This window comes from Streptomyces sp. NPDC058257, assembly GCF_042881845.1.
Lineage (GTDB): Bacteria > Actinomycetota > Actinomycetes > Streptomycetales > Streptomycetaceae > Streptomyces.
This window is the reverse complement of record NZ_JBHVXJ010000015.1, coordinates 187,443-204,213: the sequence shown is the minus strand read 5'-3', so window position 1 is coordinate 204,213 and position 16,771 is coordinate 187,443. Positions and strand designations below refer to the sequence as shown.

13 protein-coding genes and 1 pseudogene are annotated in these 16,771 nt (G+C 69.9%); 1 reads left to right on the top strand and 13 read right to left on the bottom strand.

Features of this window, described 5'->3' with window-relative positions:
• Positions 1-119: 119 nt before the first annotated feature.
• The 8 genes and pseudogenes from ACFVXC_RS30540 to ACFVXC_RS30505 form a co-directional block, all read right to left on the bottom strand.
• Positions 120-582 (bottom strand): annotated as a pseudogene (locus ACFVXC_RS30540) (1,4-beta-xylanase); the annotation flags it as partial.
• 11 nt (positions 583-593) lie between these two features.
• Positions 594-1,760, bottom strand: coding sequence for an aldose epimerase family protein (locus tag ACFVXC_RS30535; protein ID WP_389911598.1), 1,167 nt, complete (start codon positions 1,758-1,760; stop codon positions 594-596).
• A gap of 33 nt (positions 1,761-1,793) precedes the next feature.
• Complete coding sequence (gene mmsB, locus ACFVXC_RS30530; protein WP_389911596.1) at positions 1,794-3,023, bottom strand: multiple monosaccharide ABC transporter permease; 1,230 nt, start codon at positions 3,021-3,023, stop codon at positions 1,794-1,796.
• Between the two features lie 10 nt (positions 3,024-3,033).
• Positions 3,034-4,572, bottom strand: a complete 1,539-nt coding sequence (gene mmsA, locus ACFVXC_RS30525) for a multiple monosaccharide ABC transporter ATP-binding protein (RefSeq protein ID WP_389911635.1) — start codon at positions 4,570-4,572, stop codon at positions 3,034-3,036.
• A 17-nt stretch (positions 4,573-4,589) separates the two neighbouring features.
• Positions 4,590-5,687, bottom strand: a complete 1,098-nt coding sequence (gene chvE, locus ACFVXC_RS30520) for a multiple monosaccharide ABC transporter substrate-binding protein (protein WP_389911633.1) — start codon at positions 5,685-5,687, stop codon at positions 4,590-4,592.
• A gap of 24 nt (positions 5,688-5,711) precedes the next feature.
• Positions 5,712-6,680, bottom strand: a complete 969-nt coding sequence (locus tag ACFVXC_RS30515) for a hypothetical protein (protein WP_389911593.1) — start codon at positions 6,678-6,680, stop codon at positions 5,712-5,714.
• 98 nt (positions 6,681-6,778) lie between these two features.
• Complete coding sequence (locus ACFVXC_RS30510; protein ID WP_389911590.1) at positions 6,779-7,798, bottom strand: zinc-binding dehydrogenase; 1,020 nt, start codon at positions 7,796-7,798, stop codon at positions 6,779-6,781.
• Positions 7,795-8,955, bottom strand: a complete 1,161-nt coding sequence (locus ACFVXC_RS30505) for a mandelate racemase/muconate lactonizing enzyme family protein (RefSeq protein WP_389911583.1) — start codon at positions 8,953-8,955, stop codon at positions 7,795-7,797. Before ACFVXC_RS30505 ends, ACFVXC_RS30510 begins: the two co-directional genes overlap by 4 nt.
• Positions 8,956-9,186: 231 nt before the next feature.
• On the opposite strand from ACFVXC_RS30505, the gene ACFVXC_RS30500 reads away from it, so the two are divergent.
• Entirely contained in the window at positions 9,187-9,957 is a 771-nt protein-coding gene (locus ACFVXC_RS30500; protein WP_389911580.1) for an IclR family transcriptional regulator, read from the top strand.
• Positions 9,958-9,961: 4 nt separating this feature from the next.
• Here ACFVXC_RS30500 and ACFVXC_RS30495 read toward each other — a convergent pair whose 3' ends face one another.
• From ACFVXC_RS30495 to ACFVXC_RS30475, 5 genes are all read right to left on the bottom strand, one after another.
• Positions 9,962-10,504: a methylated-DNA--[protein]-cysteine S-methyltransferase gene (locus tag ACFVXC_RS30495; protein ID WP_389911577.1), complete on the bottom strand. Its 543-nt coding sequence runs from the start codon at positions 10,502-10,504 to the stop codon at positions 9,962-9,964.
• Positions 10,505-10,599: 95 nt separating this feature from the next.
• Positions 10,600-12,885 carry a glycoside hydrolase family 3 N-terminal domain-containing protein gene (locus tag ACFVXC_RS30490; protein WP_389911574.1) on the bottom strand — a complete coding sequence of 762 codons (2,286 nt, stop codon included), beginning with the start codon at positions 12,883-12,885 and terminating at the stop codon, positions 10,600-10,602.
• Entirely contained in the window at positions 12,882-14,816 is a 1,935-nt protein-coding gene (locus ACFVXC_RS30485; protein WP_389911572.1) for a cellulase family glycosylhydrolase, read from the bottom strand. Before ACFVXC_RS30485 ends, ACFVXC_RS30490 begins: the two co-directional genes overlap by 4 nt.
• 55 nt (positions 14,817-14,871) lie before the next feature.
• Positions 14,872-15,873, bottom strand: coding sequence for a LacI family DNA-binding transcriptional regulator (locus ACFVXC_RS30480; protein WP_389911631.1), 1,002 nt, complete (start codon positions 15,871-15,873; stop codon positions 14,872-14,874).
• Positions 15,874-15,929: 56 nt separating this feature from the next.
• Positions 15,930-16,757, bottom strand: a complete 828-nt coding sequence (locus ACFVXC_RS30475; protein ID WP_389911569.1) for a carbohydrate ABC transporter permease — start codon at positions 16,755-16,757, stop codon at positions 15,930-15,932.
• Positions 16,758-16,771 lie beyond the last annotated feature (14 nt).

Below are 16,771 nucleotides of genomic sequence, written 5' to 3'. Positions count from 1 at the left end.
CACATCCGGGTCGCGGACGGTGCAGGGCCGTACCCCCCGGTGCCACCGCCGGGGGACGGGGTGTGCCACAGCGCTGTACCAGGAGCGCGAGTTCTCCCGTACGCGGATGTTCAGGTGCCGAGCAGCCGGTCGTACTCGGCCCGCGTCACCGGCAGGACCGTGCCGTGCCGGGCACCCGCGGGCAGACCCGCGCCCTTCGTCCCGGTCCACTTGCCCGAAGCGAGGTCCGTCGTCTCGAAGAGGACATAGCCGCGCCCGCCGGACTCGTCGATGAGCATGTACCACTTGTCCCCGGTGTTCGACCTGAACACCGCGGGCCCCTCACCCCGGTCGATCACACCCCTTCCGACGCGGTCGGCCACGAAGTCGTACGACGTGTCCGTCAGGGATCAGGGACCTCGACTTCTCCGCGGTGATGAACTTCGAGCAGGGAGTGCCGGAGGCGGGATCGCGCTCGTCCTTGGTGAAGCGGTAGTAGTCGCGGCCGTCCTTGACCACCGTGGAGTCGATCACCGAGTAACCCGGGTCGTTCCAGACCTTGGGCTCGCTGAAGGCGCGGAAGTCCTTCGTCGTCGCGTACACCGGGGCGCGGCTCAGCGCGCCGAGAAGCTGTGCACCGTGCTCGACCGGTGGGTCCGGCCGGGCCGCAGCACCGTCGAGGGGAACTTCGGCTGGTTCGGGGAGTCCGGGAAGTGCTGCGTCTCCAGGCACAGACCGTCGCCCTGCCGGTAGGTGTGCCCCGAAGGCCCGGTGAGGGTGCCGTCAAGGAAGTTCCCGGAGTAGAACTGCACACCCGGCTCGGTCGTGGCGATCTTCAAGGTGCGCCCCGACTCCGGGTCCCGCAGCGTCGCGAAGTGCTCGGGACGCTGCGTGATGCCCTTGTCCAGGACCCAGTTGTGGTCGAAGCCCTTGGCGGTCACCAACTGCGGATGGGAGACACGGATGTCCTCGCCGACCGTCTTCGCGCGCCGGAAGTCGAAGGGCGTGCCCGCCACCTTCGCAAGCTCACCCGTAGGGATGAGACCGGCGTCGGTGGGGGTGAAACGGGCAGCGGCCAGGGCCAGTTCATGGTCAAGGATGTCGCCGCTGCCCTCGCCCGCGAGGTTGTAGTACGTGTGATTCGTCAGGTTCACCACGGTGGCCCTGTCCGTGGTCGCCGCGTAGTCGATGCGCCAGTCGCCCCGCGAGGTGAGCGTGTACGTCACGGTCACCCGCAGCGTTCCCGGATACCCCATCTCGCCGTCCACGCTGGTGTGGTGCAGACGCAGACCCACACCGGAGGAGTCCTTGAACGGCTCCACGTCCCACACTCGCGTGTTGAACCCCTTGGCCCCGCCGTGCAGGCTGTTCTCGCCGTCGTTCACGGAGAGCTGGTGGGTCTTTCCGTCCAGGGTGAAGCGGCCCTTGGCGATGCGGTTGCCGTAGCGGCCGATCGTCGCGCCGAAGAACGTGGTTCCGGCCACGTACGCCTCGATGCTGTCGTAGCCGAGGGAGACGTTGGTGTACCGGCCGTGCCGGTCCGGGAGTTCGAGGGACTGCACGATGCCGCCGTACGAAAGGACCTTCATACGGGTCCCGCCGTTGGCGAGCGACCAGCGGTGCACCTTGGTGCCGTCGGCCAGCTCGCCGAAGAGTTCCTTCACGGGCTTCCCGCCCTCCGGGACGCGGGAGGACTCCGCCGCGGACGAGGTGCCGGCGACGGCGGCGGTGAGGCCGACGGCGGCGGCCGAGGCCAGGACGGTGCGTCTGCTCGTTTCCATGTGCGGCTCCTGACAGAGGAGTTGAGGGGAGGACTAACGGCCGACCTTGCGCTTGTTCCAGACGTCGAACCCGACGGCGGCGAGCAGCACAAGCCCCTTGATGACCTGCTGGTAGTCGGTGCCGATGTTGACCAGGGACATGCCGTTGTTGAGCACGCCGAGCACCAGGCCACCGATCACGGCGCCCATCACCGTGCCGACGCCGCCGCTCATCGACGCGCCGCCGATGAACGAGGCCGCGATTGCCTCGAGTTCGAAGTTCAGGCCCGCCTGCGGCGTGCCCGCGTTGAGACGGGCGGCGTACACACAGCCCGCGAGCGCGGCGAGCACACCCATGTTGACGAAGATCAGGAAGGTGACGCGCTTGTCCTTGACGCCGGAGAGCTTCGCCGCCGCCTTGTTGCCGCCGAGGGCGTAGATGTGGCGTCCCACGACCGCGTTGCGCATCACATAGCCGAGCGCGATGAGCAGGCCGCACATGATGAGCAGCACCACGGGCACCCCGTGGAAGCTCGCGAGAGTCAGCGTGAAGGCGATGACGGCGGCGGAGATCGCCACCAGCTTGGCCGCCCACAGGCCCGTCGGCATCACGTCGAGGTCGTAGGCGAGCTGCTGCTTGCGGCTGCGCCATTCACGGAAGACCAGGAACGCGACCGTCACGAAACCGAGCACGAGCGTCGGGTTGTGGTACTGCGTGTACGGGCCCATCTCCGGGATGAAGCCCTTGGCGATGTTCTGGAAGCCCTCGGGGAAGGGCGAGAGCGACTGGCCCTCCAGGACGATCTGCGTCAGACCGCGGAAGAGCAGCATGCCGGCAAGGGTCACGATGAACGACGGGATGCCCACGTAGGCGATGAAGAAGCCCTGCCACGCCCCCGCGACCGCGCCGATGAGGAGCGAGAGGACGAGTGCGAGCACCCAGGGCATGTCGTGTTTGACCATCATCACCGCCGACATGGCGCCGACGAAGGCGACCAACGAGCCGACGGACAAATCGATATGACCGGCGATGATCACAATCATCATGCCGATGGCCAGAATGAGGATGTAGCCGTTCTGCTGGATCAGGTTGGAGACGTTGTTCGGCAGGAGCAGCGTGCCGTCGGTCCAGATCTGGAACAGGATGACGATGAAGGCCAGGGCGACGAGCATGCCGTACTGGCGCATGTTGGAGCGCACGCTCTGCAGCAGCAGAGCTCCGGTGGACTCCTTGGCGGACGGCGTGGACGACTTGTCACTGGGTGGCGTGGTCGTGGTGGTCATGGCGGATGCCTCAGCTTCTGTTCTTGGTCATGTGGCGCATCAGGAGTTCCTGGGTGGCGTCCGCGCGGTCGACCTCGCCGGTCAGCCTGCCCTCGGCCATCGTGTAGATCCGGTCGCACATCCCGAGCAGCTCGGGCAGTTCGGAGGAGATGAAGAGCACCGCCTTGCCCGAAGCCGCGAGCTTGTCGATGACGGTGTAGATCTCGAACTTGGCGCCGATGTCGATGCCGCGCGTCGGCTCGTCGAGGATCAGGACCTCGGGATCGGCGTGGATCCACTTGCTCAGGACGACCTTCTGCTGATTGCCGCCGGAGAGCCTGCCCACCTGCTCGAAGACGGTGGGTGCCTTGATGTTCATCGACTTGCGGTAGCGCTCGGAGACGGAGCGTTCCTGGTGCTCGTCGACGAATCCGTCCTTGCGCCGCATGCCCGGGAGCGAGGGCAGGGAGATGTTGCGGTTGATGTTGTCGATGAGGTTCAGGCCGTACTGCTTGCGGTCCTCGGTGACGTACGCGATCCCGGCGTCGACCGCGGCGGGCACGGTCTTCGTCACGACCTCGCGTCCGCCGACGGCGACCGTGCCGGCGACGTACGAGCCGTACGAACGCCCGAAGACGGACATCGCGAGCTCTGTGCGGCCCGCGCCCATCAGGCCCGCGATACCGACGATCTCGCCGCGCCGCACGGTCACCGACACATCGTCGACGACCTTGCGCTGGTGGTCGACCGGATGCCGCACCGTCCAGCCCTGTACGGACAGGGCGAGTGATCCCGCGTCCTGGCCCTCGTAGGGCGTGCGGTCGGGGAAGCGGTTGTCGAGGTCGCGGCCGACCATGCCGCGGATGATGCGGTCCTCCGACAACTGCGGTTCCGCGTTCGCGGACTCACGGACCGTCAGGGTCTCGATGGTCCGGCCGTCGCGCAGGATCGTCACCGAGTCGGTGATGGCCCGGATCTCGTTCAGCTTGTGCGAGATGATGATGCAGGCGATGCCCTGATCGCGCAGCTCCAGGATGAGGTCGAGGAGCCCCGCGCTGTCCTCGTCGTTGAGCGCGGCCGTCGGCTCGTCCAGGATGAGCAGCTTCACCTCCTTCGACAGGGCCTTGGCGATCTCCACGAGCTGCTGCTTGCCCACGCCGATGTCGGCCACCGGAGTCTGCGGCTTCTCGCTCAGACCGACCCGCTTGAGCAGCGCGCTCGCCCTGCGCAGCGTGTCGTTCCAGTCGATGATGCCCCGCTTGCTCTGTTCGTTGCCCAGGAAGATGTTCTCGGCGATGGACAGATACGGGACGAGCGCCAGTTCCTGATGGATGATCACGATGCCGTGGCGTTCGCTGGCGCGGATGTCCTTGAAGGCCATCTGCTGGCCCTCGAAGTGGATCTCGCCGTCGTAACTGCCGTGCTCATGGACGCCGCTGAGGACCTTCATCAGCGTCGACTTGCCCGCGCCGTTCTCGCCGCAGATCGCGTGGATCTCCCCGGCGCCCACGGTCAGATTCACATCGGAGAGCGCCGTGACGCCGGGGAACGTCTTGGTGATGTTGCGCATCTCCAGCACGGGCGCGCTCACTTGAGCTGCCCAGCCTTGAAGTAACCCTCGTCCACCAGGAGGTGGGTGTTCGACTTGTCGATACTGACCGGGTCGAGCAGGAAGGACGGGACGATCTTCTTGCCGTTGTCGTAGTCCTTGGTGTTGTTGACCTTCGGCTTCTTGTCGTTCAGGACCGCGTCGCCCATGGACACCGTCTGCGCCGCCAGCTTGCGGGTGTCCTTGAACACCGTCTGCGTCTGCTCGCCGCGGATGATGGACTTCACCGACGCGAGCTCCGCGTCCTGGCCCGTGATCACTGGCAGCGGGTCGCTCTTGGAGCCGTACCCCGCGCTCTTCAGCGCGGAGATGATCCCGATCGAGATTCCGTCGTACGGCGAGAGGACCGCGTCGACCTTCGCGGAGCCGTAGTTCTTGCTGATGAGGTCGTCCATGCGCTTCTGCGCGGTGCCGCCGTCCCAGCGCAGTGTGGTGGCCTGGTTCATCTTCGTCTGCTTGCTGCGGACGGTGAGCTGGCCGCTCTTGAAGTACGGTTCGAGCACCTTCATGGCGCCGGTCCAGAAGTACTTGGTGTTGTTGTCGTCGGGCGACCCGGCGAACAGCTCGATGTTCTTCGTTTCGCCGCCCTTCTCCGGCTTGCCGAGCTTCAGCTTCTCGACGATGTACTGGGCTTCGAGGCGGCCGACGCGCTCGTTGTCGAACGACGCGTAGTAGTCGACGTTCTCCGTGCCGAGGATGAGGCGGTCGTACGAGATCACGGGGATGCCCGCGTCGCTGGCGCGCTGCAGGACCTCGGTGAGCGCGGAGCCGTCGATGGCCGCGACCACAAGGAGACTGCGCCCCTTGGTGATCATGTTCTCCAGCTGGGCGATCTGGTTCTCGACCTTGTCGTCGCCGTACTGCAGATCGGTCTTGTACCCGGCCTTCTGGAACTGTTTGGCCATGTTGTTGCCGTCGGCGATCCACCGCTCGGAGGACTTGGTCGGCATCGCGAGGCCGATGGTGCTGCCCCTGCCCTCGTCCGGCTTGTAGCGGCTGCCGCCCTTGGCCTCCTGGCCGCAGGCCGCCAGCGAGCCGATCATGACGACGGTGGCCACAGCGGCGGTGAGTCGCATGCGGGATATGCGGGTTCTCATGGATCAGTCCCCTTCCGGGACGGGGAAGCGCTGGAGCTCGCCGGGCAGGCGTGCGCCGAGCGGCGACATCCCGCCGTCAGCGCCGTGCCGGGCGAGCAGATCGAGGGTGAGGCGTCCGCGGCGGACCCGCTCGCGGGCGGTGGCCAGGGTGTGGTCGCGCAGATGGGCGCCGTAGGGATAGATGCCGGGGGACTTGCTCAGGCCGAACTTGAGGTAGAGCGGGGCGCCGCGCCGGATCAGCTCGGCCGCCTCGTACGTCCGGATGTAGCCGCCGAGGTCGTCGGGCGCCTCGACATACAGGTCCATCGGGGCGCGGCTGGCCCGGCGGATCTCCGTGAGGTGGGCCAGGGTGAGGTCGGAGGGAATGTTGAGGGAGTCCGCGCCGAGCCGCTCGTAGACCGCGTACGAGGCCGGGTTGACCGGGCCGATCAGCGCCGACACCTTGAACGTGGTGTCGGCGGGGAGCACACCGGCGACGCGCAGCCGGTGCAGCGTCCACAGCACGCCCTCGTCGGCCACGAGCAGGCAGCGCACCCCCAGCTCCGTCGCGCGCACGGCGTCCTCGACGCAGCCGGCGAGCGCGTCATGACCGCGCGAGCGGAGCCCGCCGCCGCCGGAGTCCGTGCGGGTGGCGGCGCCGATGTCCCAGGTGCCGCGCGGCCCTGTGAACAGGCAGAGTTCGATGTCCCGCTCGGCGCAGGCCTCCACCATCTCGGTGATCTCGATGTCGGAGAGCATCCAGATGCCGCTGCCCTGGCTGATCCGGTGGATCGGCACATCGAGGCGCGAGCTCTCCTTGAGGACGACGGCCAGCGCTTCGGGACCCTCCACGGAGGGGATCTCGGTGCGCCAGGTGCCGCCGTCGGGGAACGCGTGCGGCGACGCGTCGGCCGGATCGATGGCGGGTACGGGGTGCCCGATGCGGGCTAGGGCGTCGACGCCGGGGCGGCGGGGGGCTGACGGGCTGGTCACGGGACTCCCATACGCAGTGAATTCAGCTGTGTTCGCTATGTCGTACGTTGGCCGGTTCATGATGTGTGTACGGCGGTGTGCCACCTCCGCCGTACGTCTCAGGGGCGCAGGAGCACCTTCCCGGTCTTCGGGTCTCCGCCGCCGACCAGCGCGACGGCCTCGCCGAAGCGCTCCAGCGGGAACTCGTGCGTGATGAGCGGGGCGGGGTCGAGCAGTCCGAGCCCGAACGCCCTGACCGCGTCCGACCAGGCACTGGACGGCGCGCCGAAGACGCTGCGCACCTCCAGCTGGCTCAGCGAGAGATGCACCGGATCGATGCCGACGGCGCCGGGCGTGAACATGCCGGTAAGGACCACCCGGCCGCCCCTGCGCGCGAGCAGGCAGGAGGAGGCGGCCGTGCTCGGCGCGCCCGCGGTCTCCACGACCAGGTCGAAACGGCCGTGGTGGGCCTCCGCGTCGGCGGGCGTCAGGCTCTCGCTCACCCCGAACTCCAGGGCCTGCCTGCCGCGTTCGGCCCGCGGGTCGATCACCACGAGCTCGCCGGGCGACGAGGCGGCGAGCAGCTGCACGGCGAGCATCCCGAGGGTGCCCGCGCCGACCACCGCGATCCGCTCGCCGGGCCGGGGCCGTCCCGTCCGCACCGCGCCCGCGATCACCGCGGCGGGTTCCAGGAGAGCGGCGGCGGCGAGGTCCGCGTCCGGGTGCAGGAGATGCAGCAGACGGGCGGGGACGACCACGTGGTCGGCGAAGGCGCCGGGCTCGGTGAACCCCGTCTCCGCGTACCCGCCGCCGCACAGGCTCGTCTCCCCGCACCGGCACCGCTCGCAGGTGCCGCAGGCGCGGAACCCCTCGGCGACGGTCTTGTGCCCGACGAGCGCCGGGTCGACGCCCTCACCGGTGGCCTCGACGGTGCCGGACCACTCGTGCCCGGGGATCACGGGATAGCGCACATACGCGGCGTCCCGGTGACCGTCGTACACCTCGCGGTCGCTCATGCAGATCCCGGCGGCGGCCACCCGGACCAGGACCTCGCCGGGCCCTGGCTCGGGCCGCTCGCCGACCGTGAGCCGGTGCGCGCCAGGACGGTCGATGACGATGGAGCGTGAGTCGCCGCTCACTTGCCGGCCGCCTTGGGGGCGCGCTTTTCCCAGCCCTCGGCCCACAGGTCGAACCGGGCCTGCTGCTGCGGGAACTCGGCCGCCGCGTCCGTGTCGAGCTCGACGCCGAGGCCCGGCTCGTGCGACACCTCGAAGTAGCCGTCGACCACCTGGGGCGCGCCCTTGACCACCTTCTTGATCTCCGCGTCCGCGAAGTCGTTGAAGTGCTCCAGGATCTTGAAGTTCGGGGTGCAGGCGGCCAGTTGCAGCGAGGCCGCGGTGAGCACGGAGCCGCCGACGTTGTGCGGGGCGATCAGCGTGTAGTGCGTCTCCGCGGTCGCGGCGAGCTTGCGGGTCTCCAGGATGCCGCCGATGTGGCCGAGGTCGGGCTGGATGATGTCGGCGGCCTGCGACTCGAACAGCTCGCGGAACTCGATGCGGTCGTGGATGCGCTCACCGGTGGCGATCGGCATGTCCACCTTGGCGGCGACCTTCTCCAGGGCCTTGAGGTTCTCCGGCGGCACCGGCTCCTCCAGCCAGGCGGGCTTGAACGGCGCCATCTCCCGCGCCAGGCGCACCGCCGTGGACGGGCTGAACCGCCCGTGCATCTCCAGCATCAGCTCGGCGTCCGGGCCTATCGCGTCCCGCACCGCCTCGATCAGCGAGACCGCGTAGTTCGTGCCCGCCTGGTCGAGCTCGAAGTGCCCGGTCCCGAACGGGTCGATCTTCAGGGCGCGGTAGCCCCGCTCGACGACGGCCGTGGCGGCCTTGTGGTACGCCTCCGGAGTGCGCTCGGTGGTGTACCAGCCGTTCGCGTAGGCCTTGACCCTGTCGGTCACCTTCCCGCCGAGCAGCTGCCAGACCGGCACGCCCAGGGCCTTGCCCTTGATGTCCCAGCAGGCCATCTCCACGCAGGCGATGCCCGACATGACGATCTCGCCCGCCCGGCCGTAGTCGCCGTACTTCATCTTCCGCACGAGGTCCTCGACCGCGAACGGGTCGGATCCCACGATGTGGTTGGCCGCCGCCTCTTGGAGGTAGCCGACCAGGGCGTCGGTGCGGCCGAGCATGCGGGTCTCACCGACGCCGGTGAGGCCTTCGTCGGTGTGGACCTGGACGTAGGTGAGATTGCGCCACGGCGTTCCCACCACGTGCGTGCTGATTCCCGTAATACGCAAGGCAGTTGCCCCTTGGTTGTTCGGTATTTCGTCACACGTTCGAAATGTTGGCGTGACCGTATTCACGCAGGCGGCAGGGTGTCAATGGGTCGAGCAAAACGGTCTTGAGTCCACAGCGGACCCTCAGGCCGTTGCGCGCGGAACGTCGCAGCGCCTAGCCTGTGTTCGTCATATCGATCGTTGACCGAAGTTTCGGACACAGCTTCGGACGCACGGGGTGGGAGGCCGACCATGGGACGACTGGTTCCTGCGGTGACCAGAGCACTGGACATACTGGAGCTGTTCCTGGAGGGCGACGGGACGCTGTCCGCCCCCGAGGTGACCCGCAGACTCCAGCTGCCGCGCACCACGGTGCACGAGCTGCTCACCACCCTTGCCGCCCGCTCGTACCTTGTCCAGATCCCGGATCAGACGGGCCGCTACCGCCTCGGAGTACGCGCCTATCAGCTCGGCAGCCGGTACGCGGAGCAGCTCGACCTGGCCGCGGAGGGGCAGCAAGTGGCCCGCGAGGTCGCGGAGACCTGCGACGAGACCGTCCATGTGGCGGTCCTCGAGGACGCGGACGTCATCTACATCGCCAAGGTGGACTCCACGCACGCGGTGCGCATGGTCTCCGCCGCGGGCCGCAAACTGCCCGCGCACTGCACGTCGGTCGGCAAGATGCTCCTCGCCTCGCTGCCCCCGGCCGAGCTCGAGAGCCGCCTCGCGGGGCGGGATCTCGTGGCGATGACCGAGAACAGCATCACGGAGCAGGACGTGCTGCTCGCCGCGCTCTGCGACATCCGGGAGCGCGGGGTCGCGGCCGAACACCGCGAGTCCAATCCGGACGTGAGCTGCGTGGCCGCGCCGGTCCGCGACAGCGCGGGCCAAGTCGTCGCGGCGCTCTCCATCTCCGTGCCGATGATCCGCTGGAGCGAGCAGCGCGAGAACGAACTCGCCGAGCTTGCCGCGAAGGGCGCGGGCGATCTCTCGGAGCGCCTGGGCCACCGGGGCGGGCGCTAGGGCGCTAGTCCGTCGGCCGGCGCTCCGGCTGGTTCCCCGACTCCAGGTCCAGGAGCCGCCGCTTGGCCTCCAGGCCGCCCGCGTATCCGGTCAGCGAGCCGTCGGCGCCGATGATCCGGTGGCAGGGGCGCACGACCAGCAGGGGGTTGCGTCCGATCGCCGTGCCCAGGGCGCGGACCGCGGCCCGCGAGAGGCCGAGCTGCGCGGCGAGCTTCCCGTACGAGGTGGTCGTGCCGTACGGGAGGGTGTCGACACCGTGCCAGACCCGCTGCTGGAAGTCGGTCCCGACGCCGCTGACGTACTCGATGTCGAAGTGCTGACGCGTCCCCTCGAAGTACGCGCGCAGCTGCCCGGCGATCACGGCGAAGGCCTCGTCGTCGCGCACCCACCCGTCCTGGACGACGGCGCCGCCCTTCTGCCCCGGCACGGACAGCGAGGCCAGTGCCGTGCCGCCGTTCGCGGTGGCCGACCCCTCGCCGACCAGCAGCAGCTCGCCCAGCGGGCTTTCGACGGTCGTGTAGACGGCCTTGGCCATGTCCTTGGTCATCAGATGCTCCCTGTTCTCCGGTCACTGATCCCCGGTGACACCCTTGAGTCTGCGGGCTGCGGGGGCGCGCGGCTGGCGGGATTCGGACGTGGCGCTCATGAGGGCGTCAGGGTCAGGGGGGCGCCGCTCGTGCGGTCGGACGAGGGTCCGGTCTCCAGGAGCAGCTCGCCGGGCTCCACGACGTACTCCAGAGCGCGGTCCAGCGAGGCCAGGGTATCCGCCTCCACGACGAAGACGACCTCGGCGTGTTCACCGGGGGCCAGACCGAGGCGGGCGAAGCCACGCAGCTCACGGACGCGCGGCCAGGAGCTCGACCCCGAGACCCGGCGCACGTAGAGCTGCACGGTCTCAAGGACGGCGCGCGCGCCCGTGTTCGTCACGGCGACCGTGCAGGTGAGCGTCGGATCCGAGACCGGAGCCCGGGAGCGGGAGAGCCGGGGCTCCCCGTACTCGACGGTCGTGTACGACAGACCGTGGCCGAAGGCGTGCGGGGCGGTCGCCGGCTGGTCCACGTACCCCCGGTAGCCGTGATCCTTGGCGTTGTAGAACACCGGGAGCTGGGCGGCGGAGCGCGGCACGGAGACGGGCAGCCGCCCCACGGGATCCGCCCGCCCGAAGAGCACATCGGCGACGGCCCGGCCTCCCCACGGCCCCGGATACCAGGCCGAGAGCACCGCACGGGCCCGCCCCGCCGGCTCCGGTACGGCGTGCGGTCGCCCTTGGACGAGGACCACGACGACAGGGGTGCCGGTGGCGGCCACGGCGTCGAGGAGCGCCAACTGCGCCTGCGGCAGACTCAGGTCGGCGAGGTCGACGCCCTCGCCGCACGTCATGCCCGCCGGGGCGCCCGAGGCCACGACGGCGGCCCCGTTGCTGTCGAAGCGGGTATCGGCCTCCCGTGCGCTCGACCCACCGAGCACGAGTACGGCGGTATCGGCACCGGCCGCAAGAGCCACGGCCTCCGCGATCCCGCCGCGGTCGCCGCCGACCAGCTCGCAGCCCCGCGCGTACGTCACTTCGCCGCCCGGCGGCGCCACCGCCCTGATGCCGTCCAGCACGGTGAGCCCGGTGCCGGGGCGCTGCGGCGCGGTGTAGTCGCCGAGCTGCTGGGGGAGCGAGTCGGCGTTGGGTCCTATGACGGCGACGCGGGACGGGCCCGTCAAGGGGAGCGTGGCCCCGTCATGGCTGAGCAGAACGACGGACTCGCGGGCCAGGCGCTCGCTCAGCTCTTCCAGGGCGGGGGAGTGCGCGGGGTCCTTGTCGGCGTAGGGCCGCTCGAAGAGCCCGAGGCGGAACTTCAGGGCGAGAACGCGGCCCACCGCCGCGTCCAGGGTGTGCTCGGCGACCAGGCCCCGCTCCACCGCCTCCGCGAGCCGGGGGAAAGAGGCGTCCCACAAGCTCAGATCCGTCCCCGCGCCCAGGGCGAGCGCGCCCGCCGCCACCGGGTCGCCGGCAAGACGCACGAGACGATCCAGTGCGCACCCGTCGGCCATGACCAGGCCGGTGAACCCCCAGCGCTCGCGGAGGAGGCCGGTGAGCAGCTCACGGTTGGCCGCGCACGGCAGACCGTCGTACTCGTTGTACGCCGCCATGACGCCCGCCGCTCCGGCGCGGACCCCGGCCCGCGCCGCCACCAGATGGATCTCGTGGAGTTCGCGCGGGCCGAGCTCCGTGGCCGCGCTGTTGCGGCCACCGATCGTCGCGCCCTGTCCGGCGAAGTGCTTGAGCACGACCGCCGCGCGGTCGGGGGCGAAGGCGGCGGCGCCGCCCTGCATGCCGCGCACCAGCGCACGGGTGAAGCGCGCCGCCAGATACGGGTCCTCGCCGAAGCACTCCTCCGCCCGTCCCCAGCGCGGATCCCGCACCAGATCGAGCGCCGAGACGAGGGCGACATGGCCACCCCGGGCGCGCAGTTGTGCCGCCGCGCCCGCCGCGGCGGCCTCGTACAGCTCCGGATCCCAGCTCGCGCCCACCGCGAGATTCACCGGAAGGACCGTGCCGTCCAGGGACTGATGGCCGTGCGGAACCTCCTCGACGAGCAGGACCGGAATGCCGAGCCGGGTGCTCGAAATGACGTGCCGCTGAACCGAGTTGGCGACCCGCGCCGCGTCCGCGGCGGTGATGCCGTCCGCGAACGTGACACCCGACCACGGGTCGGCGCGCTGCAGTCCATACAGCGCGCCCATGCCGTCGAACGCGGCGACCTCGGCACGGAAGGCGTCCGTCAGGCGGTGGCCGTCGGGCGTGCGCTCGTACGCGTGCCAGCCGTACATCCGCTGGTTGACCTGGCCCACCCTCTCGGCGAGCGTCATCCGCGAGAGCAGGTCGCGCACGCGGTCGGCGACGGGAGCGCCCGCCTCCCTGTACAGCGGCACGCTCATCGCTGTTCGAGGACGCGCACGCCGAACGGGACGAGCCGCACCTCCTCCACCGCCTCTCCCGTCACCAGGTCGTGCAGCGAACCGTCCACCGCCGGACGGACCGTCAGCTCCTCGTCCGCCTGGCTCACCAGCCACACGAACCGCCGCCCGTCCTCGTGCACCAGGACGTCCGCCGAGACGTAGGGGCTGTCGACCGTCACCGGCCTCCGCACGCCCGCGAGTTGGGCCAGGGCCGCGTACAGCCGGTGCGTCTGCTCCGGGTTGACGCGGGCCGTGCGCGCGGCCATGTGCTCCAGCGGGTAGGTGGCCAGGACCGTGCGGCCGCGGCCCGTCTCGTTGACGAGGAGCGCCGGGCGGCCGTGCGCGTCCTTCGCCACGACGCGCGCTCCGGTGGGGACGACCGGCAGATAGGCGCGGCTGTCCTCGTTCCCCGCGACGGGGAAGCACAGTGTCTCGCCCGCCGGGATGCCGCCGAACTCCTCGGTGAAGGTCAGCTCCAGGACGTCGTCCTCGATGGGTTCGGCCACCCCGTAGCTGAGCTGGAGTTCGACGCCGAAGAGCCCGTCCAGGTCGTCGAACCACGGGCCGCGCGTGCCGGGGTGCTCCCCGGAGCAGAACGACAGGTACACGGTGGCACCCTCGTGCGCCCGCCGCTCGAGCTCGCGCCGCGTCCGGGTCGTGAACTGCCGGGTGGACGGCAGGAGATACAGCGCCGCGTCCCCGGGAAGACCGTCCGCCTCCCGCGTGAGGGCCACCGGGAGATCGGCCCCGCGCGCGGCGACGTACCCCTGATGGAGGGACGTGAAGATCAGTGGACGGTCGGCAGGACGGCTGTAGGGGTAGCCGCGCTCCAGGAACGCGGGCACGACGAGCGCCGCGTCCGCGTCCGAGCGGCGGCAGCGCGCGAAGTCGACCTGCCCCAGGATCTCGGCGAACGCGGCTATCTCGACGAGCGGGGTCTTCGGCGCGCCGGTGCGGTCCGTGATGCCGAAGTGCATCTCGAAGGGATGGTGGTCGTAGGGCGACTGGTCCCACAGGTCGTCGTAGTCGGTGTTGTTCCAGGCCATCCAGCCCGTCGCACCGCCGAGGAGGGAGTTGTGGAGCGTCTGGCGGTAGTAGACACCCGCGTTCTGGGCCGACACGGTGTCCGTCGAGAGCCCGAACTCCTCCAGAATCACCGGCTGTTCGGTGACGCCCGCCAGCTCGCACTCGAACGCGGCGCGGTAGTGCTGACGTACGCGGTCCGTGTCGGAGCGGTAGACGTGCGGGCCCACGAAGTCGACGTACTGCGCCGTGTCCCGCAGCGAGAAGCCGTTGTCGCGGCCCGTCACCTCGATGCCCCAGGCGCCGTCGCCGAGCGACACCGGCTGCGTGCCGCCCGCCGCGCGCACCGCGTCGCACATGAACTGCGCCCAGGCGGTGACGACATCGCTCGACGGCGGATCCACCTGGTAGATGCGGCCGTAGCCCGGCATCTCATTGGTGATGAGCCATCCCGTCACCGCCGCGTGGTCCTTGAAGCGGCGCGTCATCTGCGAGACGAACCACGCCTGGCGGCCGACGAGCCACACGTCCTCGTAGAGGTCGCGGCCCCCGCGCCACGCCGGATCCCAGTTCTCGCCGGACATGTGCCCGACGATGAAGGTGGGCACCGTGCCCATCCCCAGTTCGGTGTGCGCGTCGAGGAAGTCACGGAAGCGCTCGCACAGCTCCTCGTCGACGCGGTGCGGCTCGGGGTGGAAGTCCGGCCAGTAGAAGAACGAGCGGGTCATCGTCAGACCGTGCTCACGCAGCACGGAGAGCTCCTCGCGGACCGTCTTCGGGTCGTAGTTCCGCCACATCAGCGGACCGCCGGTGCGGGACCAGAAGTTGGCGCCGATCCAGGGCAGGACGGCGGAGTCATGGGTGAGCTGGGCGCTGTGGCGTCGCATGGTGGTACTCAGGTCTTTCCGTACGGAGGTGGAGGGACTCAAAAGTGCGGGGAGCTCAGTCGGTGGGGCCCGTCGACTCGCGGACGACGAGCCGTGGCCGGTCCTCCAGGGTCAGGAGCGGCACGTCCTCGCCGCACTGCGCGAGCAGCGCACGCGCGGCGGCCGCGCCGACCCGCTGCACCTGCTGGTCGACGGTCGTCAGACGCGGGTGCAGCCAGCGGCCGATCGGGAGATTGTCGTAGCCGACGACGGACAGCTGGTCGGGGACGCGAAGGCCCGCGCGCTGGGCCGCGCCGATGCCGCACACCGCCATGGAGTCATTGGCGTACATGACGGCGGTGGGCCGCCGCGCCATGCCGAGCAGCTCCTCGGTCGCGGCGACGGCCGCCGCCTCGGAGAAGTCGGTGCTCAGCACGGCGGCGGGTTCAAGCCCCTTGAGCAGCAAGGTCTCTTCGAAGACCGCGCGGCGCAACCCCGTGTGGAGCAGTTCGCCGGGCCCCGACACATAGGCGATGCGCCGGTGGCCGAGTGCCATGAGGTGGTCGACGGCCTCGTGTATGCCCGCGCCCTGGTTGCCAAGGCCCACGGTGGGCACGGGCGCGTCCGGGTGGGGCGCGCCGAGCAGTACGGCGGGCAGACCCAGGCCGCGCAGGAGCGGCGGGCGCGGGTCGTCGGCGCGGGCGTCGGTCAGGACGGCGCCGTCGACGCGGCCCTCGGCGGCGAGGCGTTCGTACAGCGCGCTCTCCTCGGCCACGTCCGTGACCAGGTGGAGCAGCAGGCCGTAGCCGCGCGGCGCCAGTTCGCCCTCCAGACCTGTGATCAGCTCGCTGAAGTGCGGGTCGGCGCCGAGCACGTCCGTGGGGCGGCGCACCACGAGGGCGAGCGTGCGGGTGCGCGCGCTGCGCAGCGCCGTCGCCGTCGCGCTCGGCGACCAGCCGAGCTCGGCGGCGGCGTCCAGGATGCGGCGCCGGGTGGCCTCGGAGATGCGGCCCTTGGCGTTGAAGGCCTGCGAGACGGCGGCCGTGGAGACCCCGGCCGCCGCGGCGACCGCCTTGATCGTCGGACGCGCGCCACTGTCCCTGCCGTTGTCCCTGCGCGATGTCTCCGACCCGCTCACATCTTCACCGCCCCACTGACGAGGGCCTGCTGCATCCGCTTCTGCAACACCGTGTAGACGGCCCATACCGGTACGAGGGTCAGTACCGTACCGGCGGTCAGCACCCCGTAATCCGTCCCCGTCAGGGACTTGAGGGTGGGCAGGGCGACCTGCACGGTGCGCTGGGACGGGTCGGGGCCGATGATGACGAGCGAGTACAGGTACTCGTTCCAGAACGTCAGGAAGTTCAGGAGCAGCACCGTCGCGATCCCGGGCATGCACATCGGCGTATAGACGTGCCGAAGGACCGCGAACGTCGACGCGCCGTCGATGCGCGCCGCCTCCTCCATCTCCTTGGGGATGGTCCGCATGAACTGCACCAGGATGACGACGGAGAGCGGCATCGCGGTGGCGGGCAGGAAGAGCACCATGAACAGGCGCGTGTGGAACAGGCCCGTCGCCGCCGCGAGCAGGAACGTGGGGAAGAGCGCCGCGAACGTCGGGATGAGGAAGCCCAGCGAGAAGACCTTCTCCACGAAGGCCCCGAGCGGGCCCGTCGCGCGGGCGATCGCGAACGCCGCCGGAATAGCGAGTGCAAGCGTCAGCGCGAGCGAGAAGACCGTCACCAGAGCCGAGTTGACGACCGCGAGCCCCAGATCGGCGCTCTCGAAGGCCGTACCGAAGTTCCCGAAGGACAGTGAGGTGGGAAGGGAGAAGGGGCTCGCGAAGATCTGTTCGTTCGTCTTGAAGGCGGAGGCGAGCAGGTAGTAGAGGGGGACGACGAGCAGTGCCGCGTACGCCCACGCCAGGATGTGCGCGGGCAGCCAGGACTTTCCGTGCTTCAAGGTGACCGGCTCCA